The sequence below is a fragment of the Anaerosalibacter sp. Marseille-P3206 genome (assembly GCF_900155565.1).
Taxonomy (GTDB): domain Bacteria; phylum Bacillota; class Clostridia; order Tissierellales; family Sporanaerobacteraceae; genus FUHM01.
Genome location: NZ_FUHM01000002.1, coordinates 1,366,388 through 1,391,553, shown reverse-complemented (window position 1 = coordinate 1,391,553; position 25,166 = coordinate 1,366,388). Strand labels below are relative to the sequence as shown.

General features: G+C 33.2%; 24 protein-coding genes, 1 tRNA gene and 1 rRNA gene. 13 read left to right on the top strand and 13 right to left on the bottom strand.

The genetic code is table 11. The features are described 5' to 3' along the window. Positions 1-19: 19 nt before the first annotated feature. The 12 genes from BQ9840_RS08015 to dnaA form a co-directional block, all read right to left on the bottom strand. Positions 20-95 (bottom strand) — tRNA-Ala (locus BQ9840_RS08015). 41 nt (positions 96-136) lie between these two features. Further along, positions 137-1,666 (bottom strand): 16S ribosomal RNA (locus BQ9840_RS08010). Positions 1,667-1,964: 298 nt separating this feature from the next. Beyond that, on the bottom strand, positions 1,965-2,756 hold the full coding sequence (locus tag BQ9840_RS08005) for a SigB/SigF/SigG family RNA polymerase sigma factor (protein WP_077369296.1): 792 nt from the start codon (positions 2,754-2,756) through the stop codon (positions 1,965-1,967). Then, positions 2,749-3,117 carry an ATP-binding protein gene (locus BQ9840_RS08000; protein WP_200804898.1) on the bottom strand — a complete coding sequence of 123 codons (369 nt, stop codon included), beginning with the start codon at positions 3,115-3,117 and terminating at the stop codon, positions 2,749-2,751. Before BQ9840_RS08000 ends, BQ9840_RS08005 begins: the two co-directional genes overlap by 8 nt. Positions 3,118-3,122: 5 nt before the next feature. Next, the gene (locus BQ9840_RS07995) at positions 3,123-3,440 is read right to left on the bottom strand and encodes an STAS domain-containing protein (RefSeq protein WP_077369294.1); all 318 of its coding nucleotides are present in this window, start codon (positions 3,438-3,440) and stop codon (positions 3,123-3,125) included. Positions 3,441-3,546: 106 nt separating this feature from the next. Continuing rightward, positions 3,547-5,985, bottom strand: a complete 2,439-nt coding sequence (gene gyrA / locus BQ9840_RS07990) for a DNA gyrase subunit A (RefSeq protein ID WP_077369293.1) — start codon at positions 5,983-5,985, stop codon at positions 3,547-3,549. Between the two features lie 38 nt (positions 5,986-6,023). Next, a complete protein-coding gene (gyrB, locus tag BQ9840_RS07985; protein WP_077369292.1) occupies positions 6,024-7,943 on the bottom strand; it encodes a DNA topoisomerase (ATP-hydrolyzing) subunit B in 1,920 nt (639 codons plus the stop codon). Next, positions 7,927-8,196, bottom strand: a complete 270-nt coding sequence (remB, locus tag BQ9840_RS07980) for an extracellular matrix regulator RemB (RefSeq protein ID WP_077369291.1) — start codon at positions 8,194-8,196, stop codon at positions 7,927-7,929. Before remB ends, gyrB begins: the two co-directional genes overlap by 17 nt. A gap of 5 nt (positions 8,197-8,201) precedes the next feature. Then, positions 8,202-9,317 carry a DNA replication/repair protein RecF gene (recF, locus tag BQ9840_RS07975; protein ID WP_077369290.1) on the bottom strand — a complete coding sequence of 372 codons (1,116 nt, stop codon included), beginning with the start codon at positions 9,315-9,317 and terminating at the stop codon, positions 8,202-8,204. 31 nt (positions 9,318-9,348) lie between these two features. After that, on the bottom strand, positions 9,349-9,558 hold the full coding sequence (locus tag BQ9840_RS07970) for an RNA-binding S4 domain-containing protein (RefSeq protein WP_077370130.1): 210 nt from the start codon (positions 9,556-9,558) through the stop codon (positions 9,349-9,351). A 19-nt stretch (positions 9,559-9,577) separates the two neighbouring features. Further along, positions 9,578-10,684: a DNA polymerase III subunit beta gene (dnaN, locus tag BQ9840_RS07965; RefSeq protein WP_077369289.1), complete on the bottom strand. Its 1,107-nt coding sequence runs from the start codon at positions 10,682-10,684 to the stop codon at positions 9,578-9,580. A gap of 250 nt (positions 10,685-10,934) precedes the next feature. Continuing rightward, on the bottom strand, positions 10,935-12,278 hold the full coding sequence (gene dnaA, locus BQ9840_RS07960; RefSeq protein WP_077369288.1) for a chromosomal replication initiator protein DnaA: 1,344 nt from the start codon (positions 12,276-12,278) through the stop codon (positions 10,935-10,937). A 586-nt stretch (positions 12,279-12,864) separates the two neighbouring features. Between dnaA and rpmH the strand changes: the two genes are divergently transcribed. The 12 genes from rpmH (at position 12,865) to BQ9840_RS07900 (ending at position 22,649) form a co-directional block, all read left to right on the top strand. Then, complete coding sequence (rpmH, locus tag BQ9840_RS07955; protein WP_077369287.1) at positions 12,865-12,999, top strand: 50S ribosomal protein L34; 135 nt, start codon at positions 12,865-12,867, stop codon at positions 12,997-12,999. A 64-nt stretch (positions 13,000-13,063) separates the two neighbouring features. Further along, positions 13,064-13,402 (top strand): ribonuclease P protein component, encoded by a 339-nt coding sequence (gene rnpA, locus BQ9840_RS07950; RefSeq protein WP_077369286.1) that lies wholly within the window; start codon positions 13,064-13,066, stop codon positions 13,400-13,402. 8 nt (positions 13,403-13,410) lie between these two features. Beyond that, complete coding sequence (yidD, locus tag BQ9840_RS07945; RefSeq protein WP_077369285.1) at positions 13,411-13,626, top strand: membrane protein insertion efficiency factor YidD; 216 nt, start codon at positions 13,411-13,413, stop codon at positions 13,624-13,626. A gap of 14 nt (positions 13,627-13,640) precedes the next feature. Next, positions 13,641-14,354: a YidC/Oxa1 family membrane protein insertase gene (locus BQ9840_RS07940; RefSeq protein ID WP_077369284.1), complete on the top strand. Its 714-nt coding sequence runs from the start codon at positions 13,641-13,643 to the stop codon at positions 14,352-14,354. A 1-nt stretch (position 14,355) separates the two neighbouring features. Further along, positions 14,356-14,982: an RNA-binding cell elongation regulator Jag/EloR gene (gene jag, locus BQ9840_RS07935; RefSeq protein WP_077369283.1), complete on the top strand. Its 627-nt coding sequence runs from the start codon at positions 14,356-14,358 to the stop codon at positions 14,980-14,982. A gap of 48 nt (positions 14,983-15,030) precedes the next feature. Continuing rightward, on the top strand, positions 15,031-16,410 hold the full coding sequence (mnmE, locus tag BQ9840_RS07930; protein WP_077370129.1) for a tRNA uridine-5-carboxymethylaminomethyl(34) synthesis GTPase MnmE: 1,380 nt from the start codon (positions 15,031-15,033) through the stop codon (positions 16,408-16,410). A gap of 25 nt (positions 16,411-16,435) precedes the next feature. Continuing rightward, positions 16,436-18,346, top strand: a complete 1,911-nt coding sequence (gene mnmG / locus BQ9840_RS07925) for a tRNA uridine-5-carboxymethylaminomethyl(34) synthesis enzyme MnmG (RefSeq protein WP_077369282.1) — start codon at positions 16,436-16,438, stop codon at positions 18,344-18,346. Further along, complete coding sequence (rsmG, locus tag BQ9840_RS07920) at positions 18,339-19,055, top strand: 16S rRNA (guanine(527)-N(7))-methyltransferase RsmG (RefSeq protein ID WP_077369281.1); 717 nt, start codon at positions 18,339-18,341, stop codon at positions 19,053-19,055. Before mnmG ends, rsmG begins: the two co-directional genes overlap by 8 nt. 79 nt (positions 19,056-19,134) lie before the next feature. After that, entirely contained in the window at positions 19,135-19,959 is an 825-nt protein-coding gene (gene noc, locus BQ9840_RS07915; protein ID WP_077369280.1) for a nucleoid occlusion protein, read from the top strand. A 108-nt stretch (positions 19,960-20,067) separates the two neighbouring features. Continuing rightward, on the top strand, positions 20,068-20,841 hold the full coding sequence (locus tag BQ9840_RS07910) for a ParA family protein (RefSeq protein ID WP_077369279.1): 774 nt from the start codon (positions 20,068-20,070) through the stop codon (positions 20,839-20,841). Continuing rightward, entirely contained in the window at positions 20,842-21,702 is an 861-nt protein-coding gene (locus BQ9840_RS07905; RefSeq protein ID WP_077369278.1) for a ParB/RepB/Spo0J family partition protein, read from the top strand. Between the two features lie 50 nt (positions 21,703-21,752). Beyond that, positions 21,753-22,649 (top strand): PhzF family phenazine biosynthesis protein, encoded by an 897-nt coding sequence (locus BQ9840_RS07900; RefSeq protein WP_077369277.1) that lies wholly within the window; start codon positions 21,753-21,755, stop codon positions 22,647-22,649. Positions 22,650-22,719: 70 nt separating this feature from the next. Here BQ9840_RS07900 and BQ9840_RS07895 read toward each other — a convergent pair whose 3' ends face one another. Continuing rightward, entirely contained in the window at positions 22,720-24,252 is a 1,533-nt protein-coding gene (locus BQ9840_RS07895) for an IS1182 family transposase (RefSeq protein ID WP_077369276.1), read from the bottom strand. A 214-nt stretch (positions 24,253-24,466) separates the two neighbouring features. Between BQ9840_RS07895 and ytaF the strand changes: the two genes are divergently transcribed. Further along, a complete protein-coding gene (gene ytaF, locus BQ9840_RS07890) occupies positions 24,467-25,084 on the top strand; it encodes a sporulation membrane protein YtaF (protein WP_077369275.1) in 618 nt (205 codons plus the stop codon). Positions 25,085-25,166: the final 82 nt, after the last annotated feature.

Sequence of the window (25,166 nt, the reverse complement as noted above, 5' to 3'; positions counted from 1 at the left end):
TGAAATTTTCAAAGATCAATGGTGGAGATGAGGAGATTCGAACTCCTGACCCCCTGCTTGCAAGGCAGGTGCTCTCCCAACTGAGCTACACCCCCAATTTATAAAATTAAAACAGCGTAATACATAATCTCCTTAGAAAGGAGGTGATCCAGCCGCACCTTCCGATACGGCTACCTTGTTACGACTTCACCCCAGTCATTGGCCCTACCTTCGACAGCTGCCTCCTTACGGTTAGCTCACTGGCTTCGGGTATTGTCAACTTCCATGGTGTGACGGGCGGTGTGTACAAGACCCGGGAACGCATTCACCGCGACATTCTGATCCGCGATTACTAGCAACTCCGGCTTCATGTAGGCGAATTGCAGCCTACAATCCGAACTGGGATCAACTTTGTGGGATTGGCTACCTCTCGCGAGGTCGCTACCCGTTGTATTGACCATTGTAGCACGTGTGTAGCCCAGGACATAAAGGGCATGATGATTTGACGTCATCCCCACCTTCCTCCGATTTATCATCGGCAGTCCCTCTAGAGTGCACAGCCGAACTGTTTGCAACTAAAAGTAGGGGTTGCGCTCGTTGCGGGACTTAACCCAACATCTCACGACACGAGCTGACGACAACCATGCACCACCTGTCACCTCAGTCCCCGAAGGGAAAGAACTATCTCTAGTTCGGTCCGAGGGATGTCAAGCCCTGGTAAGGTTCTTCGCGTTGCTTCGAATTAAACCACATGCTCCGCTGCTTGTGCGGGTCCCCGTCAATTCCTTTGAGTTTCAGCCTTGCGGCCGTACTCCCCAGGCGGAGTGCTTAATGTGTTAACTGCGGCACCGAGGTTTGACCCCCGACACCTAGCACTCATCGTTTACAGCGTGGACTACCAGGGTATCTAATCCTGTTTGCTCCCCACGCTTTCGTGCCTCAGCGTCAGTTACAGTCCAGAGAGTCGCCTTCGCCACTGGTATTCCTCCTAATATCTACGCATTTCACCGCTACACTAGGAATTCCACTCTCCTCTCCTGTACTCAAGCCCTGCAGTTTCAAATGCTTACCACAGTTAAGCCGTGATCTTTCACATCTGACTTACAAGGCCGCCTACGCACCCTTTACGCCCAATAATTCCGGACAACGCTCGCCCCCTACGTATTACCGCGGCTGCTGGCACGTAGTTAGCCGGGGCTTCCTCCTAAGGTACCGTCATTATCTTCCCTTAGGACAGAGCTTTACGATCCGAAAACCTTCATCGCTCACGCGGCGTCGCTGCATCAGAGTTTCCTCCATTGTGCAATATTCCCCACTGCTGCCTCCCGTAGGAGTCTGGACCGTGTCTCAGTTCCAGTGTGGCCGGTCACCCTCTCAGGCCGGCTACCCATCGTAGCCTTGGTAAGCTTTTACCTTACCAACTAGCTAATGGGACGCGAGGCCATCTTGCACCGCTAAAGCGCTTTAACTTAAAATTCATGCGAATCTTAAGTGTCATAGGGTATTAATCCCGGTTTCCCGAGGCTATCCCCTTGTGCAAGGCAGGTTCCTCACGCGTTACTCACCCGTCCGCCGCTAAGTTTATATGATTCCATCCGAAGATTTCCTCATATATCCTTCGCTCGACTTGCATGTGTTAGGCACGCCGCCAGCGTTCGTCCTGAGCCAGGATCAAACTCTCATAAAAAAAGTTTTACCTGAACAAATTATTCAAAATTAATAAACTCAAGGATTGTATTACGCTGTTCAATTTTCATGGTTCTTTAAGTTGCTTTATTAATATAGCATTTTTGAACTTCTTTGTCAACAACTTTTTTTAAACTTTCTTTCAAGTTGTTTTTCTGCTATGTCAGCAACAATTACAAATGATATCATCTTTTGTTTCTTTTGTCAAGAGATAATTTTCATTTGTTTGCTGTCTTCTTCATGTGTTTCAGGCAGCTTTTATAATATAACAGGTTTCTTTATCTTTGTCAACACTTTTTTCAATTTAATGTTTTTTCTAGTTCTTTTTTAAACTTTGCTATTACCTTTTTCTCAATCCTAGACACTGTCATTTGTGATATACCCAAGCTTTCAGCTATAACCACTTGAGTCTTCTTATTAAAATATCTATCAATAAAAATCTTCTTTTCTACATCATTAAGCTTTTCCATAGCTCTTTTCACAAAGTCTTCATTTTCTATTCTATTGAAATAAATATCTTCTTCTCCAATTAGTTCTGCCAAATTTACATCTTTATCGTCATTGTTCGAATCATAAGTCAAATCTAAAGACTGAGGTGTATATACTTTACTAGCTTCCATAGCCTCCAATACTTCCTCTTTGGTACAATTCAAATACAGTGCAATATCTTCAACTGTAGGCGCTCTCTGGAGCTTCTGACTTAAAACCACTTTAGAGTTATTGATCTTTTTAGAAAGCTCTTGAATTCTCCTAGGAACCCTTATAGTCCAACCCTTATCTCTAAAATACTTTTTTATCTCACCAATTATAGTAGGGGTTGCAAAACTAGAAAACTCAAATCCCTTATCTACATCAAATCTATCAACTGCCAGTATAAGACCCATACTTGCTACCTGATAGATATCATCATACTCAATACCCCTGTTTGCATATTTCTTAGAAAGTATTTCAGCTATATAAAGATGTCTCTCTATAAGTTCTCGCCTAATATCTCCATCTTTAGTTTCCTTATAGATTTTAAACAAAGTTTTTACATCTAATTCCTTTATGTTTTTGCTTATTTCCCTTTCTGAGAAACCTTGTTTAATCATCCATACCATCCTCTATTGTTTTTATCATTTTTATTCCACCATCTGTGAAATACACTTCGTCCATCAATGATTTGATTATAAATATTCCTAGTTCCTTCTCTTTTGAATCATCTTTGCTACACACTTCTCTAACATCTTCAACAAATATTTCTAATCTATCACAATATAGTTCATATTTAATAATAAAGTTTTCTGATCTTCCCAATGCATTAATACAAGCTTCTGCTATGGATACCTTCACATCTTCTATTTCTTCTATATTAAATCCCATATTACTTGCAATAGAAGAAGTAGTCAATCGAATAACCCCTACATAATCTGGTTTATTGGGAATTTTAAGTTCTATCAAATCTCTTTCCATCTTATTCACTCCTTGATTATAAATACCTTGTCCAATCCAGTTATGTCAAACAATTTCCTTATGTTTTGTTTTAAATTAACTATTATTATGTCATTTCCACTTTCTCTAACTCTTTTTAATATACTTATCAAAACACCTAATCCAGTACTATCTACATACTCTAATTCATCACAATCCATCAAAATATCTACGTCTTTTTCCTTTAGTGAATCTGTCAATACTTCCTTCATCTTAGGAGAGGTATAGATATCAACTTCCCCCACTGGCTTTACTACCCAAGCATTCTTTACATGGTCAAAGCTTACAGTTATATCTAAATTCACGGATAATCCCTCCTCAAATTTCTCATAAACTTAACAATAATTGTATAATAAATAGCTTCCAAAGTAAAGGAAAATAGGTGACAGAGAACTGTCCCTTCTCCATCACCTATTCTTCTTCATCAACTTCCACATATTTTGCTACTGCAACTACTTTATCATCTTCTTCTATTCTCATAAGTGTAACGCCCTGAGTACTTCTACCCATTTCTGATATTCCTTCTACTTCTAATCGTATAATTACACCCTTAAGAGAAATAATCATTATTTCATCAGTCTTATCGACTACCTTAGCAGAAACCAATGGTCCTGTTTTTTCTTTTACTTGGTATGTCAATATACCTTTTCCGCCTCTAGTTTGAACTCTGTATTCATCTAATGGAGTTCTCTTGCCATAGCCTTTTTTACTTACCACAAGTAAATCTTTTCCATCTTCTATTAAATCCATAGATATGACACTATCGCCTTTAGCTAGGGATATAGCCTTTACCCCTGCTGCATTTCTACCCATTTCTCGAACATCTTTTTCACTAAATCTTATAGCCTTGCCATTTTCAGTTGCAATGATAATTTCCTTGCTACCATGAGTCTTTCTTACACCTATAAGCTCATCTTCATCTTTAAGTGTAATAGCTATAATACCAGTTTTTCTGATGTTTTTAAATTGATCAAATCTAGTTTTCTTAATAATACCATTTTTAGTAGCAAAAACTAGAATACTCTCAGGATCATACTCTTTTATAGGTATAACAGCATTGACCTTTTCCTTGCCATTTAAGCTTAGAAGGTTAATTATTGCCGTACCCTTTGATTGACGCTTTCCTTCTGGTATCTCATAAGCCTTCAAAGAATATACTCTTCCTTCATTTGTAAAGAATAGTATAGTGTCATGAGTAGAAGTAATAAATAGATGTTCTACAAAGTCTTCTTCCCTTGTAGTCAAAGCTGTAATACCCCTTCCACCTCTTCTTTGAATCTTATAAGTATCTTGTGGCAATCTCTTTATGTAACCACAATGAGTAAGGGTAATAACTACATTTTCTTCTTCAATCATATCTTCAAAATCAATATCATCAAAAGATGGCATAATTGAAGTTTTTCTTTCATCACCATATTTATCCTTGATTTCTAATAGTTCTTCTCTGATTATTTGATATATCAATCTTTCATTGGCTAATATTTCCTTAAACCAAGTTATTTGTTTTATCAATTCTTCATATTCTGCTTCGATTTTTTCTCTTTCCAATCCAGTCAATCTTCTAAGTCTCATATCTAGTATAGCCTGAGCTTGCTTTTCTGATAGACTAAAGCTTGAAATTAACCTTTCCCTTGCTACACTTTCTTCTTTTGAACTTCTAATGATATTTATAACTTCATCTATGTGATCAAGGGCAATCTTAAGTCCATCCAATATATGTGCCCTATCTTCTGCTTTCTTTAGATCATATTCTGTTCTTCTAACAATTATTTCTTTTTGATGTTCTAGATAATAATGTAATACTTGTTTTAAATTAAGTATCTTTGGCTCATTATTTACAAGTGCTAGCATAATAACCCCAAATGTATCTTGAAGTTGTGTTTGTTTATATAGATTATTAAGTACTATATTTGGATTTGCATCTCTCTTGATTTCGATGACTATTCTCATACCTTCTCTGTCAGATTCATCTCTCAAGTCTGAAATTCCTTCAAGTTTTTTATCTCTTACTAATTCAGCTATTTTCTCAATTAGTCTTGATTTATTAACCTGATAAGGTATCTCAGTAACAACTATTCTATTTCTTGATTTTCCATATTCCTCAATCTCTGCCTTGGCTCTAACTATTACTCTACCTCTACCAGTCTTATAAGCAGATCTAATACCATCCTTGCCCATTATCATGGCACCTGTTGGAAAATCTGGTCCCTTTATGATCTTAATAAGAGTGTCTATATCAATATCTGGATTGTCAATCATAGCTACAATCCCATCCACAACCTCTCTTAGATTGTGTGGGGGTATATTTGTAGCCATACCAACAGCAATACCTGAAGAACCATTGACCAATAGATTAGGAAATCTACTAGGAAGCACTACAGGTTCCTGCAATGATTCATCAAAGTTTGGCACATAATCTACAGTTTCTTTGTTGATATCCCTAAGCATTTCTATTGCCAATTTTGTCATCTTAACTTCTGTATAACGCATGGCAGCTGCTCCATCACCATCAACTGAACCAAAGTTTCCATGACCATCTACAAGAAGATATCTAGTATTAAAATCTTGAGCAAGTCTAACCATAGCACCATATACAGATGAGTCTCCATGAGGATGGTACTTACCAAGTACGTCACCGACAACCCTTGCTGATTTCCTATATTGTTTTTCTGGATTAAGTCCAAGCTCATTCATAGCATATAGTATCCTTCTATGAACAGGTTTGAGACCATCTCTAACATCAGGAAGAGCCCTACTCACTATAACACTCATAGCATAGTCTAAATAGGACTTTTTCATTTCCTCTTCAATATCAACCATTATAACATTGTTGTTGTCTTCCCTCTCCATACCTTCAAATCCTCCTTAAAAAAAGTATACCGCTCAATTTATATATCCAAATTCTTAACTCGTCTGGCATTAGTTTGGATAAACTCTCTTCTTGGTTTTACCTTATCTCCCATCAGAGTAGTAAATACCTCATCCGCTGCTACAGCATCCTCTATACTTACCTTTAACATGGTTCTAGTTTCAGGATCCATAGTAGTCTCCCAAAGTTGTTCTGGGTTCATCTCTCCAAGACCTTTATATCTTTGAATTGGATAATTCTTATCTCTTCCAAGTTCATTCAACAAATCATCTAATTCCTTGTCACTATAACAATAAAAAATTTGTTTACCCTTTGTAACCTTATAAAGTGGAGGTTGAGCAATATATACATGACCATTCTCAATTAATGGTTTCATATATCTAAAGAAAAATGTCAATAAAAGAGTTCTAATATGAGCACCATCAACATCGGCATCCGTCATGATTATAATCTTTCCATATCTCAATTTCTCAATATCAAACTCACTTCCAATACCAGTTCCAAAAGCAGTAATCATAGCTTTTATCTCTTCATATCCAAGAATCCTATCAAGCCTTGCCTTCTCTACATTCATTATCTTTCCTCTCAATGGTAGTATAGCTTGATATTTTCTATCTCTTCCCTGTTTAGCACTACCACCAGCGGAATCCCCTTCGACTATGAATACTTCAGTAGTAGCCAAATCACTATCTTGACAATCAGCCAATTTACCAGGAAGAGTTGTATTGTCTAGTATACTTTTCTTTCTTGAAATCTCCCTAGCTTTTCTCGCAGCTTCCCTAGCATGAGAAGCCTTCAAAGCTTTTTCAATAATTATCTTTGAATCCTTAGGATTTTCTTCTAAAAATCTTTCAAGACTTTCTGAAACCAAACTATCTACAATACCTCTAATCTCACTATTACCTAGTTTTGTCTTAGTTTGTCCTTCAAATTGTGGATTCATTAACTTTACAGATATAACTGCAGTCAATCCTTCTCTTACATCATCTCCTTGGAAATTTTCATCTTTTTCCTTAAGATAACCATATTTCCTACTATAGTCATTGATAACCCTTGTAACTGCAGATCTAAATCCGCTTAAATGAGTTCCACCTTCCTGAGTATTGATATTGTTGGCAAAAGTAAATACATTTTCAGAATATCCATCAGTATATTGCATAGCCAATTCAACAACACAAGAATCCTTTTCGCTTTCAAAATAAATAATGTTCTCATGAATAGAAGTTTTATTTCTATTTACATACTCTACAAAAGCCTTGATTCCACCTTCATAGTGAAATGTCTTTTTCTTATTACTTCTTTTATCATCTAAAACAATCTTTATACCTTTGTTCAAAAACGCCATCTCTCTAAGTCTATACTCAAGAGTCTCTGAACTAAATTTCACCTCATCAAATATCTTTGCATCTGGCTTAAAAGAAATAGTTGTTCCCGTAAATGAGCTATCTACTTCCCCTACAACTTCAAGTTCAGAAGTAGGTACACCTCTTTCAAAAGTCTGTCTATAGACATTTCCATCTCTCTTAACTTCTACCTTTAGCCACTCTGAAAGAGCATTAACTACAGAAATACCTACACCGTGAAGCCCTCCAGACACCTTATAAGCACCATTATTGAACTTACCACCTGCATGGAGTATAGTAAGTACTGTTTCAACAGTTGATTTACCAGTTTGAGGATGTATCTCTACAGGAATACCACTACCATTGTCCTCTATACTAACTGATTCATCAGTATTTATACACACATTAATAGTATCACAAACTCCCGCCAAAGCCTCATCAATACTGTTATCCACTACCTCATACACCAAATGATGAAGCCCCTTAGGACCAGTGCTACCAATATACATACCTGGCCTTAATCTTACTGGTTCCAATCCTGTAAGCACCTGTATCTCATCTGCAGTATATTTTCTACCATTATTTTCTTTGGCCATTGAATTCCCCCCAATCTATAGCATTACATCTCTTAAGCAAAGTAGATGATGAAATATTAGAAGCATATACATTAGTATACCCTTCCCTACTTGTAACAATATAAGTCGCATAATCATCATCTTTAACATCATTGTAATTATTATTCTCTATATATTTTTTCATCTCAGATGAACTATTATATGATTTTGCATCTATAATTGCAATAATTTCACTCACAGGTATTATCTTATTATTTCCTATATGAAGAAACATTTGACCTAGCTCCCTTTCTTATATACATTTCCATCTTCAATATAAAAGATCTGTGCATCGAGACTTTTAAACTCCTCTAATTGAACAGTATCTGTTGAAGTTATAATAATCTGCAACTCACTAAAATTATCCAGTAAATATCTCCTTCTACTACTATCTAATTCTGATAACACATCATCAAGTAAAAGCACAGGTAAGTCTCCACTATCTTCACTAATAATATTAATCTCTGCAAGTTTCATGGAAAGTACAGCTGTTCTCTGCTGGCCTTGAGAAGCAAAAGATTTGGAATCTATTCCGTCTATGAGTACTTCAATATCATCCCTATGAGGACCTATTTCAGTTACTCCCTTAAGTATATCACTCTTTCTACTCCACTTTAATCTTTCTAAAAAACACTTCTCAATTATTTTTTTGTTTTCAACACCAGTATCCACATTTGATACATATTTTAAAGACAAATTTTCATTACCGTTAGTTATCTTTCTATGAATATCTCGAGATACGACTGACAATCTATTGATAAAGCTAATCCTCTCCACAATAATATCTGTTCCTATTTTAGCCAATTGAAAGTCAAATATTTCTATAAGTTGTTCATTTCCCTTCTTTTGAATCATATTTTTTAGTAGATTGTTCCTCTGAAAAAGAACTTTATTGTATCTGTTCAAATTGTATTTATACACTGGTTTTAACTGAGAAATCTCTCTATCCAAAAAATTTCTTCTCTCCGAAGGGCCATCCTTTATTAACCGCAAATCATCAGGAGAAAAAATAACCACATTCAAACCACTATACAATTCCCTATTCTTTTCCAGTTCCACTTTATTTAATCTAATCCTCTTGGGTTTATCTTCTTCTATTTTTATTTCTACAAATTTATCAAAATTTCTTCCTACAACCTTTGTTCCCACATAACACTTATTCTTTTTGAAATTGATCATATCCCTATCTCTATTAGTCCTAAAAGATTTCCCAAAAGAACAAATATATATAGATTCAAGTAAATTAGTCTTACCTTGAGCATTATTCCCTAAAAATAAATTTACTTTTTTATTTAAATCTAACTCCAAATTAAAATAATTCCTAAAGTTTATAAGCCTTATGCTTTCAACATACAATTAAAACACTCCTTAGTTGAGGCCTATAATATTATACCACAACAAATTCACCAACATCTTCAATTTTTACTATATCACCACTTCTAATCTTCTTACCCCTCTCAGTGACTACATTGTCATTAACCAAAACTACTCCCTCTTGAATCAACATCTTGCTATGGCCTCCAGTTTGAGCAAAACCAGAATACTTAAGCAGTTGATCCAATTTTATATATTCCGTATCAATTTTTACTTCTCTCATTTTATCCCTTCTTTTTTTATTAATAATCATCTCTAGCTAATCTTACAGGCAATACCAAATAAGTATAATTATCACTTTCACAAGGCCTAATAATACAAGGATTCAAGCTTCCCATAAAGAATAGATCTATTTCCTCAACATCCATAGCCTTTATCCCATCAAGTATATATCTTGAATTGAAGGCTATTTGTACATCTTCTCCAGTTTTTTCTATAGGTAATTCTTCATGTACATTACCTATTTCTGAGTTAGACTTTATAATAAGTTTATCCTCTAATATATTTAATTTAACCAAATTAGCCTTTTCTTCTTTAGCCAAAAGTGAAGCCCTTTCCAATGAATTTTGGAATTCTTTTCTATTTAATTTAACTCTAGTATTGTGCTCTTCTCTAATAATATCCCTATAGTTCAAAAATTGTCCCTCAAGTAGTCGTGAATAGACAACAGTATCTCCTAGTTTAAACACTATATGGCTAGGTGTCAAAACTACATCTATATCATCTTCTTCATCTTCAAGTATTTTGTTTAACTCTATCAAAGTCTTTCCTGGTACTACTACCTTGAAATCTTCAGATGAATTTACTTTTATAGTCTTTAGTGCCAATCTATACCCATCAAGAGCTACAAAAGATGCTTTGTCATCTATTATCTCAAATAATACACCAGTCAATATTGGCCTTGTCTCATCTTGAGTTGTAGCAAAAACTGTCTGTCTAATAGTACTCTTAAACAAATCCATAGGTATCTTAATACTATATTGATCTATAAGTGTAGGAAGTTCTGGATACTCTAAAGCTGGATTTCCAATTAAATTGAATTCACTAGTTCTACACAAAATATTCATCTTATTTTCTTTTGTCACAATATCTATAGTTTCATTAGGAAGTTTTCTCACTATGTCTCCAAATATCCTAGAATTTATAACTATAGAACCCTCTTCTAAAACATTGCCATCTATATAAGATTCAATACCTAATTCCAAATCAGTACCAGTAAGTTTTATTCTACCATCAACCGTCTCAATAAGTATTCCATCTAAAATTGGTAAAGTTGTTTTACTGGAAATACCTTTTTGAACGATATTTACATGTTTCATCAATTGATTTTGTTCTATTTGTATTCTCATTTGAAAATATCCTCCTTTTTGTTGGACTTAAATAGAGATAGAATGATAATACTATAATAGTAGTAATAGTAGTAGGGGCTGTAGATATGTGGATAAGTGTGTGAAAAACACAAATTCATTGATTTTGGCATATTTAATAACATGTTGATAACTAAATGATAAAAAGCAAAGTTATCAACAAAAAATAAAGAAAAAAATAAATATAAGTTCTCCACAAAGGATCAACAGCTTATCTACATATTTCTGTTGATTATTCTCCTTTTATTTCTTTTATCACATTATCTATTTTTCTTTCAAAATTTGAATCGTCTTCAATGTCTATAGCTATCTTGTCGCAAGCATGAATAACTGTTGTATGATCTCTTCCTCCAAATTCATCTCCTATCTTAGGTAAAGACAAATCAGTTAGTTCCCTGCATAAGTACATAGCTACTTGTCTTGGATAGGCAATAGCCCTAGTTCTCTTTTTTGAATTAAAATCTTCCATCTTAATATTGAAGTTTTTAGATACTACTTCTTTTATCAAATCCACCGTTATCTCTCTAGGTTGAGTGCTTGAAATAATATCCTTCAATGCTTCTTCAGCCAATTCTACAGTTACTTCTTTGTTTGTAAGGGAAGAATATGCAACTATCCTTATAAGTGCTCCCTCTAATTCTCTAATATTGGATTGAATTTTTGTAGCTATATAGAGCATCACATCATTTTCAACATCTAAATTCTCTACCTTAGCCTTTTTCTTAAGTATTGCTATTCTAGTTTCTAAATCAGGTGGTTGTATATCCGCTATAAGTCCCCATTCAAAACGAGATCTAAGCCTGTCCTCTAGTGTGGGAATCTCCTTTGGAGGTCTATCACTAGAAATAATAATCTGCTTATTTGCTTCATGTAGAGCATTAAAAGTATGGAAGAATTCCTCTTGAGTTCTTTCTTTTCCAGCTATAAATTGAATATCGTCAATCAAAAGTACATCTACATTTCTATATCTGTTTCTAAATTCATCATTTCTATCATCTCTAATAGAGTTGATAAGTTCATTTGTAAACTTTTCACTAGATACATAAACTACTTTTGACTTAGGGTTTTGATTTAAAATATAATGTCCAATAGCGTGCATCAAGTGGGTCTTACCTAATCCAACTCCTCCATATATGAAAAGTGGATTGTAAGCTTGAGCTGGAGCTTCTGCTACTGCTAAACTGGCAGCATGAGCAAATCTGTTACTATTACCTATTACAAAGGTATCAAAGGTATACTTTGGATTTAAAAGTCCTCTAAGAGTATTGTCGTTGTTTTCAACAACAATAGGAGTTTGTCCATTTTCACTATCTATGGAAATCTCTTCTCCAGGAATTATAAATTGCACCTCAAAATCTGTATTTGTCACTTGTTTTACTGCATTTTTTATAAGATTCAAATATCTACCTACTAATATGCCTTTTGTAAATTCATTTGGAGCTGCAAGTATAATATTGTCCTCTGTAATAGAAATAGGTTCTATAGTCTTTAACCAAGTATTAAAACTTACTTCAGTTAATTCAACTTTGATTACTTTTAAAGTATCGTTCCAAATACTTTCTAAATTTGAATTCATAAAGTCTGTCCCCCTATTTATAATGAATAGGACTTAAAATATTTGTCCTAAATATTTATAAAGATAAAAAATATCAACAGGGTTATCCACAAAACATTATTAAAGTTTTAAAAAAAACTTTTAGAAAATAATTATTATTTTTGTGGATAAGCTATTGATAAAATGTTAATAATGAAAATAAGGTCTTTAAAAATCGATTATCCACAGAAATAATATATATGTTTGTGTGGATAATAAGCTAGATATTTCCAAGGCTTTGTAAGATATTGTTATATTAGAACAAAAGTTTTCCACAATCTATCCACAATCTGTGTATAACTGTGGAAAAGTGAATAGTTTTTAAAATAATCCACATCCTATTTCATGATATCAAAAATTAAAACTATTATCAACAAAAACATAAAAGTTATCCACAATAAAAACAGGCTGTTAATATTTCTTCTGTTAATTAAATAATAGTTAAAATTCTTGACATTAACTGAAGCTACAACTATAATCAATAGTAGAATTTTAGTTTTCTATATTAAGAGAAAACAGTAAACTTTCATATATTGGCTCCAGATAGTCGATGAAGGAGGTGTAGTTAATGAAAAGAACATATCAACCAAAAAAGAGACAAAGAAGTAAAGAACATGGTTTTAGAAAGAGAATGAGCACTAAACAAGGTAGAGAAGTATTAAAAAGACGTAGAAGAAAGGGCAGAAAGAGATTGACAGCATAAGGCCGCGGATAGTGGCCTTTTATTGTAGCACAGGTTCTTTTATGCTATTTGAAGGAGCGTTGCAATGGAAAAGGAAAAAAGACTGAGAAGTAAAATGGATTTTAAAAGAGTTTATAGCAAAGGGAAAAGTTATGGAAATCGTCTTTTGGTGCTTTATGTTTTTAAAAATGAATTAGATTATAATAGGATTGGGTTTTCTGTATCGAAAAAGATTGGAAATAGTGTGAATAGAAATAAAGTAAAGAGAAGGATGAAAGAAATATATAGATTGAATTGCTATAAACTTAAAGGTGGATATGATTTGATATTTATACCTAAGAGAAATACAAAAGATTCTAGTTACGAAAAAATAGAAAGTGCAATGCTTCATCTTCTTAAAATTTCTCATATTTTGAGACAATAGGTGAAATTATGAAAAGACTTGCAATCATTATGATTAAGTTTTATCAAAAATTTATATCGAGATATCTGTTACCCAATAGATGTTGTAGATTTTATCCCACATGTTCACAATATACATTGGAAGCTATTGAAAAATATGGACTTTTAAAGGGTGGATTTATGGGTGTAAAAAGAATATTGAGATGTAATCCTTTTAATCCTGGAGGATATGATCCAGTCAAGTGATAGGGGGTTAATATATGTCAAAAATTTTCGCAAAGCCATTAGGTGGCTTGTTGAAATTGATTTACGATTTGGTTTCTAAGGTAGGTACTGAACCAGAGCATCTATCTTTTTATGCTATAGCTATTATACTCACTACTATAGTATTTAAGTTTATTTTACTTCCAATTGGCCTTGGCCAAATGAAATCAATGAAAAAGATGAATGATATTCAACCAAAACTGAAAGAAATTCAAGATAAATATAAAAGTGACCCACAGACCATGCAAGCTAAAACAATGGAAGTTTATAAGGAAAACAAAGTTAATCCATTTTCCAGTTGTTTGATCCTTATAGTTCAATTACCAATACTTTTAGGGTTTTTTAAGGCCCTAGGTGATCCAGTTCAATATGTTTTTAAAAGTCAAGAATTATATAATTCTATAAGCAAAACATTCTTTTGGATTTCTAATTTGGAAAAGCCTGATCCATATTTATGGGGATTACCTTTAGTTGCAGCTCTTACTACCTATTTACAGAGTATAACTATGAAAACAGCACAATCTCCAGACCCACAAGCAGCACAAACACAGAAGATGATGAATACTTTTCTTCCAATAATGATTTGGTTTGCTGCAAGGAATTTTCCTTCTGGTTTAGCATTGTATTGGGTAATAAGCAATACATTCCAGATAATACAACAGTTGATATTGAATAGGTCTATGGGTGATATTAAGGAGGAGTCAAATTAATATGAGGTCTATTGTAAAGGTTTCCAAAACCGTAGAAGAAGCTATTGAAGAAGCTGTCAAGGAGCTAGGTGTAGATAGGGAAGATGTAGATGTAGAGGTAATGGAAGAACCAAGTAAAGGATTGTTTGGACTTATAGGTGTTAAGGATGCTAAAGTAAAAGTAACTGTAGTAAATGATCCTGTAGAAATTACTCAAAACTTTATAGATATGCTACTTAATAAGATGCAATTAAGTGGAAGGGCAGATGTAAATAGAAAAAATACAACAGTATTTGTAGATATAAAAGACATAAATTCCTCAGATATGGGGATTTTAATTGGAAGAAGGGGCAATACCCTAGATTCTGTTCAATATTTATTAAGTCTTGCAGTAAATAGAAATAGAGAAAAATATATAAGAGTATTAGTTGATGTAAAAGGATATAGAAAGAAAAGAGAAGAAACCCTAATTAGACTAGCACATAGAATGGCTCAAAAAGCTAAATACAGTAAAAGACCTATAAAACTTGAACCAATGAATCCTTATGAAAGACGAATTATTCATTCAGCATTGCAAAATACAGATGGTGTAACTACTCTTAGTGAAGGTGAAGAACCATATAGAAGAGTTGTAATAGAAGTTAAATAAACCCAGTATATTACTGGGTTTATATTATCTTAAGGAGAAGGTGATTTGGTGACTGATACTATTGCTGCTATATCATCAGCTGTAGGTGAAGCTGGTATTGGAATAGTGAGAATGAGTGGAAAGTACTCATTAAATATTGTTGATACATTGTTTAAAGGAAAACACACAGACGGACTTAAAAATGTTTCAAATAGAAAATTGACATATGGACATATAGTAGACCCAAGTGATGACAGTATAGTAGATGAAGTATTGGTAGTATATATGAAGGCTCCATATACCTATACCAGAGAAGATATCGTAGAAATATATTGTCATGGAGGAGCCATATCTGTAAAGAGAATACTAGAACTATTACTTAAAAACGGAGCAAGACTTGCAGAAGCAGGTGAATTTACTAAAAGAGCCTTTTTGAACGGAAGATTAGACCTATCTCAAGCAGAAGCAGTTATAGATTTGATAAGGGCGAAAACTGACAAAAGCTATGATGTATCACTAAATCAACTAGAAGGATCTTTGTCTTATAAGATTAAAGAAATACAAGATGTTCTTTTGAATATGATTGCACATATAGAAGTATCTATAGATTTTCCTGAAGAAGACATAGAAGAAATTACATATGATGAACTTAAAGTAAAAGCTAATGTAGTACTTGAAGATATAGTAAAACTATTAGAAACAGCGGATAGAGGAAAGATCCTAAGAGAAGGACTAAACACTGTAATACTTGGAAAACCTAATGTTGGGAAGAGTTCCCTACTAAATGCAATATTAAGAGAAAATAGAGCTATTGTAACAGATGTACCTGGAACTACAAGAGATATAATAGAAGAGTATGTCAATGTAGAAGGAATACCATTAAAGATAGTGGATACAGCTGGTATAAGAGATACGGAAGATTTAGTTGAAAAGATAGGTGTAGACAGAGCTAAACAAGTAGTTGAACAAGCAGATCTCATAATCGCAGTATTTGACGCTTCTAGAGAACTGTCTCAAGAAGATGAAGAGATAATAGAGCTAGTTAAGCAAAGAAGATCAATAGTATTATTAAACAAAACGGATTTACCTAATGTATATGATAGGGAAAAACTAGCTAAAATAATAGGTGACAAAAAGATTATAAACACCTCTATTGCTAAAGGTGAAGGTATAGAAGAGTTGGAAAATACAATAGTAGATATGTTTTACAGTGGCGAAGTTGAAGTAAAAGGTGAAGTGATGGTTACAAATCTAAGACACAAAGATCAACTTCAAAAGGCAAAGAAAAATATACTTGATGCAATAAATGGTATAGATATGAACGTACCACTGGATTGTATAGAAGTAGATGTGAAAAATTGTTGGAGCAATTTAGGAGAAATATCTGGAGACACTGTATCTGAAGACATAATAGACAAAGTATTTAAAGAATTTTGTATAGGTAAATAGTTGTATGAGGAGGAAAACTTAAAATATGAGAGAGGTTAAAAAATATATAGGAGGAGATTATGATATAGTTGTAATCGGTGCAGGGCATGCAGGATGTGAAGCAGCACTTGCTGGAGCTAGAATGGGCATGAAAACCCTTATGCTAACTATGACATTAGATTCCATAGCTAGTATGCCTTGTAATCCTAATATTGGAGGTACAGGAAAAGGCCATTTGGTAAGGGAAATAGACGCACTAGGTGGAGAAATGGCTTTAAATATAGACAAATCATTTATACAAAGCAGAATGCTTAATACTTCAAAAGGCCCAGCAGTACACTCATTGAGAGTGCAAGCTGACAAGAAGAAATACCATAGAGAAATGAAAAAGGTATTGGAAGATGAAGAGAACTTGGATTTAAAACAGGGTGAAGTAGTAGAGATATTAGTTGAAGATAATAATGTAAGTGGGGTAGTTACTAGAACTGGTGCAGTATTCAATGCAAAGGCAGTCATACTTTGTACAGGAACTTATCTTAAGGGAAGAATATATATTGGAGAAGTGGATTTTGAAAGTGGCCCAGATGGACTATTCCCATCAAATATACTATCTAGTTCCCTAGAGAGATTAGGCATAGGACTTAGAAGGTTTAAAACAGGAACTCCAGCAAGAGTTCACAGAGACAGTATAGACTATTCAAAGACTACTATTCAACCAGGAGATGAAGAGATAATACCTTTTTCCTTTTTAAACATAGGTAAAGAATTTGATGTAGAACAAGTACCTTGCTATTTAACTTATACAACCAATGAAACCCATGAGATAATAAGAAGAAATCTAGGTAGATCTCCAATGTACTCAGGAGTAATAGAAGGTATAGGACCAAGATATTGTCCTTCAATAGAAGACAAAGTAGTTAGATTTAGTGACAAAGACAAACATCAAATATTCATTGAACCAGAAGGACTTGATACCAAAGAAATGTATGTCCAAGGTATGAGTAGTACCCTACCAGAAGAAGTACAAATAGAAATGTATAGAACAGTCATAGGCCTTGAAAATGTCAAGTTTATGAGAAGTGCCTATGGTATAGAATACGATTGTATCGATCCAACAATACTTAAGAGAACATTAGAATACAAGGAAATAAACAATTTGTTCTTTGCAGGTCAAATATGTGGTTCTTCAGGATATGAAGAAGCAGCTGCCCAAGGTTTAATAGCAGGAATCAATGCAGTACAAAACTTAAAAGGCGAAGAGCCCTTTATACTAGACAGATCAGAGGCCTATATAGGAGTACTTATAGATGACCTAGTAACCAAGGGAACCAACGAACCCTATAGGATGATGACTTCTAGAGCAGAATACAGGCTTACACTTAGACAAGACAATGCAGACCTTAGACTAACTGAAAAAGGATACAAACTAGGTCTTGCAAGTGAACAAAGATACAATAATGTACTCTACAAGAGAGAAGCACTAGAAAATGAATTGAATAGGCTAAGAAAGACTAATATAACCCCAACTAAGGAAAACAACAATTACCTAAAACAATGGGGCAGTGCAGAACTAAAAACCCCAAATAGTCTATATGACTTAATAAAAAGACCTGAACTAGGATATGAACTATTAGCCGAACTAGACCCTGAAAGACCAGAATTACCTAGAGAAATAAGACTACTTGTAGAGACAGAAATAAAATACGAAGGCTATATTAAAAAACAGATGGCACAAATAGAACATTTCAAGAAACTTGAAGAAAAGAAACTACCTGATGAAATAGATTATAAAGATGTAAAAGGATTGAGTAACGAAGCGATGCAAAAGCTAAACGACATAAGACCAGATTCTGTAGGTCAGGCTTCTAGAATATCTGGAGTATCTCCAGCAGATATAAATGTATTACTTATTTATTTAGAACAAAGAAGAAGAGCTAGGAGTGGAAAAAATGATTAATGTAAATACATTAATAGATGGATCAAAGGAATTGGACATCCAACTAACAGAAGAACAGGTGAGTAAGTTTACATTATATAAAGAGCTACTTTTAGAATGGAATCAAAAGATAAATATAACCGCCATAGATGATGAAGAAGAAATAGATATAAAACATTTTTTAGACAGCTTAACAATATTAAAAATAGACCTATTCAAAAAGGGTGTCAAAGTAATAGATATAGGAACAGGTGGTGGGTTTCCAGGATTGCCACTAAAAATAGTAGAAGAAAGTATAGACTTAGTACTATTAGATAGCTTAAAAAAGAGGATTAACTTTTTAGATGAAGTAATCAAAGAACTTAAATTAGATAATGTAAACACAATCCATGGAAGAGCTGAAGACTATGGACAAGATAAAAAGTATAGAGAGAAATTCGATATAGCCATATCTAGAGCAGTAGCTTCCCTAGATGTACTATGCGAATACACATTACCTTTTGTAAAGGTAGGAGGGTATTTCGTATCTATGAAGGGAAAAAATATAGATGAGGAATTAGAAGAGGCAAAAAAAGCAATAAGAGTATTAGGTGGAGAATTTGTAGACAAAGTATTAGTTCCAGTACCCAATAGCGATATAGTACATAGTTTGATAATATTAAAAAAAGTTAGCGAAACTCCGACAAAATACCCTAGACAAGCTGGCAAACCAAAGAAGAATCCGTTGTAAAATAAACAAATTTGATGAACGATTCTCTAAATAAAAAGAAGGAATTCTTTACAATTTATAGAATAATAAATAAAGACTAATGTTAGAAGGGAAGAGGGATGTGGATAATATGCAAAGTGTACAAGCTGAAATAAAAATTATACCTATTAAATCTATACGACCTAATCCTTATCAACCTAGAAAAAAATTTAATAGAAGAGCATTAGAAGAGTTGAGTCAGTCTATTAAGACTTATGGTCTCATTCAGCCCATAAGTGTACGAAAGTTGTGTGATGAAAGTTATGAATTGATAGCGGGTGAAAGAAGATTGAGAGCTTCGGAAATTGCTGATTTAGAGGAAATACCTGCAATAATCGTAAACTATAAGGACCAAGATTCAGCTATGGTGGCATTAATAGAAAACTTACAGAGAGAAGATTTGACTTTTGTAGAAGAGGCAGAAGGATACTTTAATCTAATAAATGATCATGGTTTTACACAACAGGAACTTGCAGAAAAGCTAGGAAAGAGTCAGTCAACAATAGCCAACAAGCTTAGGATATTGAAATTACCTGAAGATATAAAAGAACTTTTAGTGGAAAACAATTTATCTGAACGACATGCTAGGGCTCTTTTAAGACTTCCAGATGATGATCTAAAGAGAGAAGTTACTGCAAAAATAGTCAAACAGGATTTGACTGTAAATAAAACTGAAAAATTAATAGAAGACATTTTAGATGACTTAACAAAGGATGATGAAGAAAAACATAGTCAAAACATAAAAGGACTTATAAATATTAAAATATATTTAAATACACTAAAAACCGCATACAAAGCAATAAAAGACAATTGTGAAACTGCAAAATATAGTGAAAAAGATATGGGAGATTATGTACAAGTTACAGTACAAATTCCAAAAAAATAGGCATTTTCATAAATCATTTTATATAGTAGGTGTTTACCTACTATTTTTTTGTCCAAATTTGCATTATAATGAATATATAAACACAAATAGTATCTAGGAGTGTGACAAATGCTAAAAACAATTTCCATATTCAACCAAAAAGGTGGTGTTGGAAAGAGTACAACAACAATAAACCTTGGTGCAGCATTAGGTCAAAAAAACAAAAAAGTACTAATAATAGATATAGATCCTCAGGGAAATACTACCAGTGGTTTAGGTATAGATAAAAGGACACTAAAGACATCAATATATGATATACTTATTAATGAATACAACATAAATGAAATAATAGTAGAAACTAATGCGGAAAGTGTATACCTAGTACCATCCAATGTTGAATTAGCAGGAGCAGAAGTGGAACTGATAGGCTTAGAAGGTAGAGAGTTGAGATTGAAAAGAGCCTTAGAAAGAGTTGAAGAGATTTATGACTTCATACTTATCGATTGTCCACCATCACTTGGTATTTTGAGTATCAATGCATTGACAGCTTCTGAAAGCGTACTTGTTCCAATACAATGTGAATACTATGCATTGGAAGGAGTAAGCCAATTGGTAGATACCATCAAACTCGTAAAGAAAAGCTTGAATCCTAATTTGGACATAGAAGGTGTAGTACTCAGTATGTTTGATGGAAGGACAAACCTATCTATACAAGTTGTAGATGAAGTAAAGAAATACTTCAGAGGAAAAGTATATACAACTATCATACCTAGAAATGTAAGACTTGCAGAAGCACCTAGTCACGGCATATCCGTAATAGATTATGATCCAAAGTCAAAAGGGGCAGAGGCATATATGGACTTAGCCGAGGAGTTTTTAGAATTATCAGAGGAGGAAATATAGATGGCCAAAAAGAGAGGACTTGGAAAAGGACTATCTGCATTGATTCCAGATGAACCAATAGAAGAGTTTCTTGAAATTGGGGAAGAAAAAGATTCTATTACAAATATTGATATTTCCCTAATAAAACCAAACAAAAATCAACCTAGAAAAGAGTTTGATGAAGAGGGTCTAGAGGAATTATCTCATTCCATAAAAAGTTATGGAATTATACAGCCAATAATAGTAAGAAAAGTAGAAAACAAATATGAAATAGTAGCTGGAGAAAGAAGGTGGAAAGCCTCACAGTTGGCAGGGCTAAAGGAAGTACCTTGTCTGGTTAGAGATATAGAAGACTTTGAAGCCATGAAGTTGGCACTTATCGAAAACATTCAAAGGGAAGACTTAAATCCAATAGAAGAGGCTAGAGCATTTAAAGAACTAATGGACAAATATAAATTAAAACAAGAAGAATTATCTCAAGTGGTAGGCAAGAGTAGATCTTATATAGCAAATACATTGAGGCTACTAAATCTTGATAATGAAACATTAAACTTAGTAGAAGAAGGAAAAATAACTAGTGGTCATGGCAGAGCATTATTATCTATAAAAAATCAAAAAGAACGAAAAAGAGCAACAGATGAGATAATTGGTAAGAAGTTAAATGTCAGACAGACAGAGGATATGGCCAAACAAATAAAGATAAATAAAAGCATAAGTTCAAAGAGGAAGGATCCAATAGTTGTAGAGTTAGAAGAAAACCTGATGAGTTATTTGGGAACAAAGGTTAAAATCATCTATGGAAAAGACAAAGGTAAAATAGAGATTGAATATTATGGGGAAGAAGACCTAGAAAGAATATTAGATGCCATAATAGAACAATAATGTTTCACGTGAAACATTTTGCACAATAAATTTAAACAGAGGTGAAAAGTATGCAACTCAATATATACCAAGTAGATGCTTTTACAGATGTAGCTTTTGGTGGAAATCCAGCTGGAGTTGTTCCTGATGCTAGTGAACTATCAGAAGCAGATATGCGAAGAGTAGCTAGAGAAATGAATCTCGCAGAAACAGCTTTTATTTTTCCAAAAGACAAAAGTAGTTTCAGAGTGAGATTTTTTACACCTGTATGTGAAATAGATTTATGTGGACATGCTACTATAGGTTCATTTTATAGCTTAGCCAAAAAAGGTTATATCACACCAATTGATGATGGTATAAAAAGAATATATCAAGAGACAAGAGTAGGAAATCTTTTAGTTGAAATATACTACAAAGATGGAGAAGTATACAAAGTGATGATGGAGCAAGGCAGACCAAAGTCTATAGGAGATGTAAGTCAAGTAGATAGACTACTAAAAGCCATGCGAATAGATGCAAATGATGTAGGTACAAGTTTCAAAGAAGCAAAACCAGAGATAATATCAACAGGTCTTCCAGATATCATGCTACCTATAAAAGACAAAGAAACCCTTTACAATATAAAAGCTAATTATGAAGAATTAGAAGAATTATCCCATGAGCTGGGGATACTAGGGGTACATGCTTTTAGTCTATCAGATAGCAAATCGGATATAGTGTACACTAGGAACTTTGCACCACTTGTAGGAATAAACGAAGAATCAGCTACTGGTACTGCAAATGGAGCAATGTTATATTATTTAAAGAAAAACGATTTACTTGAAAATAATGAGATAATATCTGTACAAGGTGAAACCATGAATAGAACTAGTCACATTCATTGCCAAATAGAAAAGGATGGTGACAGTTTCATGGTCAAAGTAGGCGGTCAATCAATAATAGTTATTGAAGGCATCATTAACATATAAGGACAAGGGGACAGGTTCGAGGCCACTGAAAAAGTAGCCTTAAAAATTTCCCTCGTCCCTTAAATTATTATTAAACCACAATTTTTTTATAAAATATTGAATTAAACCTTAAAACACATAAAAATGAAGATAATTTAGAGGATAGTATGCTTGCTATCCTCTTTAAATTAACTGCTATTGCAGTTAATTTTGCTTGCGTGGACATGCTTCTTAAACCGTACCCTCGAGCACGGTTTAATCCATGATGATTTTTCATTTCACCATTTTTCCCTTCATGGCAAGCTCTTTTTTTGTATTTTTCTTTGAATCCATCTGTTTTTTGTTCTTGGCTGTATCCATAAAATTCAGGAGTGTTTATACCTACTTCAAGAATCCTACCAACTCTTTTTCCAGTTTTGCACTCTTCTCTTTTACTACAATTCCTGCACTTTTCCTTTTCAAAGTAATATTTATATGTCTCTTTTCCGCTTTTGTCTTTTCTATGTTTTTTTCTTATTGTTATGTTTCCTTGGCTACAAAACCATTCATCTGAATCTTTGTTGTAACTAAATATTTCTTCATCTATTTTATATGACATTTCACTTATTGGGATATATGCCTTTGCTTCTATTTCCTTTATTTTATCTAATATGGGCTTTCTAAAATATGCTTTATCTCCAAAGACTTCTTCTACTTTTAAACCTGTTTGATTAGTCAATTCTATTAACTTATCAAAATTTGTTCCATCTACATATTCTCCACTTTTTACTGTTACCGCTGTTATTATCCTCTCATCAGTTGTCATCATAAATTCTGTTTTATATCCAAAAAAACGTTCTGTTTTACTTTTATGTCCGACTCTTGCTTCTTGGTCAACAATTGATCGAACTCCTCTTTGTTCTATGAATTTTGGATCTTTTAATATTTCTTTTGCATTTTCCAAAACTTTTATTGTTTTAGGATTTTCCTCTTGATTAACAATGTTTTCAACTTTTTCAATTTCTTTTTCAAGATAATCCTTCATAGTTTTCTTTGCTTCTTTATGATTTTCAATTTGTTTGTAATCTGGAATATCTTTATCTATATTTTTAGGTAGTTCTCCTGATTCTTCTTCATAAGTTTTAAATATTTTCTTTGCTAAGTGTTTTATTACTCTTTCAGGAGTAGCTTTGAAAGTATTAGCTTCTGTATGGGTTGCATCTATGCTAATACCAGTATCTTTAATTATTCCTTTTTCTATGCACTGTCTTACAATTTCAGTTATTATTTGATCTAATGTTATATCATTTAATCTATGTACTCTAAATTTAGATAGTAAACTTGAATCTGGCAAATCGTCATCTGGATTTATTCCTAAAAACCACATAAATGCTAAGTTTAATGAACATTCTTCAATTAGCTTTTCATCCGACAAATTGTACAAGTACTGTAATATCAAAAGTCTAATCATAAGTTCAGGGTCCTTAGCTGGCCTTCCATAGTATTTGTTGTATGATACTTCAAGTAGTTTCGTTACAAAACTTAAGTCTATAGCTTTATTTATTAATTTTAATGTATGATTTTCTGGTATTTTATTATATAATATTGAGTAGATGCTTAATTGATTATTTTTGCCTTTAAGCATTGCAAATCCTCCTTTTGGTTATGTTTTCTTATCAATTACATTATACCAAATTAAGGAGGATTTTGCTTATCTATTTTATATTTAATTCATCTTACATATTATTACATCGTTTTTCAGTGGCCTCGGACAGGTTCACTGTCCTTTTTTGTGTCCTTTTTTAATCTTTTAGAATACTATATCTATAGCTAGTTTGATTGAAAAAGGATGTGTTAAAATGCTAGAATCATTATTTATAGTAGTGGCTATTTGTATAGATTCCTTAGCTATAGGAATTGCTTATGGAATGAAAAAGATAAAAATACCTATAAAATCTCTTTTCTTAATAAATTTTATTTGTACAGGAATATTATCTATAGCTATGTTTTTAGGCAATACACTTAAAAACATACTCCCTGGAAGATTGCCAACTATCATTAGTTTTTTAATACTATTGTTCATAGGAATATATTTCTTGTTAGAAGGCATTGTCAACTTTTTTATCCAAAGAAACAAAAATAAATTCGAAATAAAATTTTCAAATATAAAAATAATTATAGATGTAGTTGTAGACTGTACAAAAGCCGATATAAATCAATCTGGAGATATAGACTTGATGGAAGCTTTTTATCTAGGAATAGCCCTATCTCTAGATTCCCTTGGAATAGGATTTGGAACTGCCATGGGAAGTATAAACTATATGCAAATAATAGTACTATCTTTTATACTCAATATAGCAATTATTTTCATAGGATTAAAAATAGGAGAAAAACTCGTTTCAAAATCTAAAATAGGGTTTTCTTGGATATCAGGATTGATACTAATATTCTTAGCTTTTTTCAAATTGAAAGCATAGGGACAGTGAACCTGTCCCTTGTCTTTATATAGTAGGAATATATAAAGGGGTTTTCATATATACATATACTATAATTTACGAA

Excerpts from the sequence above, each read along its gene's own strand:
- BQ9840_RS07910 (WP_077369279.1), top strand. The coding sequence starts at position 20,068 with ATGCTAAAAACAATTTCCATATTCAACCAAAAAGGTGGTGTTGGAAAG.
- rpmH (WP_077369287.1), top strand. The coding sequence starts at position 12,865 with ATGAAAAGAACATATCAACCAAAAAAGAGACAAAGAAGTAAAGAACAT.
- gyrA (WP_077369293.1), bottom strand. The coding sequence starts at position 5,985 with ATGGAGAGGGAAGACAACAACAATGTTATAATGGTTGATATTGAAGAG.
- BQ9840_RS08000 (WP_200804898.1), bottom strand. The coding sequence starts at position 3,117 with ATGGAAAGAGATTTGATAGAACTTAAAATTCCCAATAAACCAGATTAT.
- ytaF (WP_077369275.1), top strand. The coding sequence starts at position 24,467 with ATGCTAGAATCATTATTTATAGTAGTGGCTATTTGTATAGATTCCTTA.
- jag (WP_077369283.1), top strand. The coding sequence starts at position 14,356 with ATGAGGTCTATTGTAAAGGTTTCCAAAACCGTAGAAGAAGCTATTGAA.
- gyrB (WP_077369292.1), bottom strand. The coding sequence starts at position 7,943 with ATGGCCAAAGAAAATAATGGTAGAAAATATACTGCAGATGAGATACAG.
- rsmG (WP_077369281.1), top strand. The coding sequence starts at position 18,339 with ATGATTAATGTAAATACATTAATAGATGGATCAAAGGAATTGGACATC.
- remB (WP_077369291.1), bottom strand. The coding sequence starts at position 8,196 with ATGTTTCTTCATATAGGAAATAATAAGATAATACCTGTGAGTGAAATT.
- BQ9840_RS07970 (WP_077370130.1), bottom strand. The coding sequence starts at position 9,558 with ATGAGAGAAGTAAAAATTGATACGGAATATATAAAATTGGATCAACTG.
- BQ9840_RS07905 (WP_077369278.1), top strand. The coding sequence starts at position 20,842 with ATGGCCAAAAAGAGAGGACTTGGAAAAGGACTATCTGCATTGATTCCA.
- dnaA (WP_077369288.1), bottom strand. The coding sequence starts at position 12,278 with ATGAATTCAAATTTAGAAAGTATTTGGAACGATACTTTAAAAGTAATC.
- yidD (WP_077369285.1), top strand. The coding sequence starts at position 13,411 with ATGAAAAGACTTGCAATCATTATGATTAAGTTTTATCAAAAATTTATA.
- BQ9840_RS08005 (WP_077369296.1), bottom strand. The coding sequence starts at position 2,756 with ATGATTAAACAAGGTTTCTCAGAAAGGGAAATAAGCAAAAACATAAAG.
- BQ9840_RS07900 (WP_077369277.1), top strand. The coding sequence starts at position 21,753 with ATGCAACTCAATATATACCAAGTAGATGCTTTTACAGATGTAGCTTTT.
- mnmG (WP_077369282.1), top strand. The coding sequence starts at position 16,436 with ATGAGAGAGGTTAAAAAATATATAGGAGGAGATTATGATATAGTTGTA.
- rnpA (WP_077369286.1), top strand. The coding sequence starts at position 13,064 with ATGGAAAAGGAAAAAAGACTGAGAAGTAAAATGGATTTTAAAAGAGTT.
- BQ9840_RS07895 (WP_077369276.1), bottom strand. The coding sequence starts at position 24,252 with ATGCTTAAAGGCAAAAATAATCAATTAAGCATCTACTCAATATTATAT.
- dnaN (WP_077369289.1), bottom strand. The coding sequence starts at position 10,684 with ATGAGAATACAAATAGAACAAAATCAATTGATGAAACATGTAAATATC.
- BQ9840_RS07940 (WP_077369284.1), top strand. The coding sequence starts at position 13,641 with ATGTCAAAAATTTTCGCAAAGCCATTAGGTGGCTTGTTGAAATTGATT.
- noc (WP_077369280.1), top strand. The coding sequence starts at position 19,135 with ATGTTAGAAGGGAAGAGGGATGTGGATAATATGCAAAGTGTACAAGCT.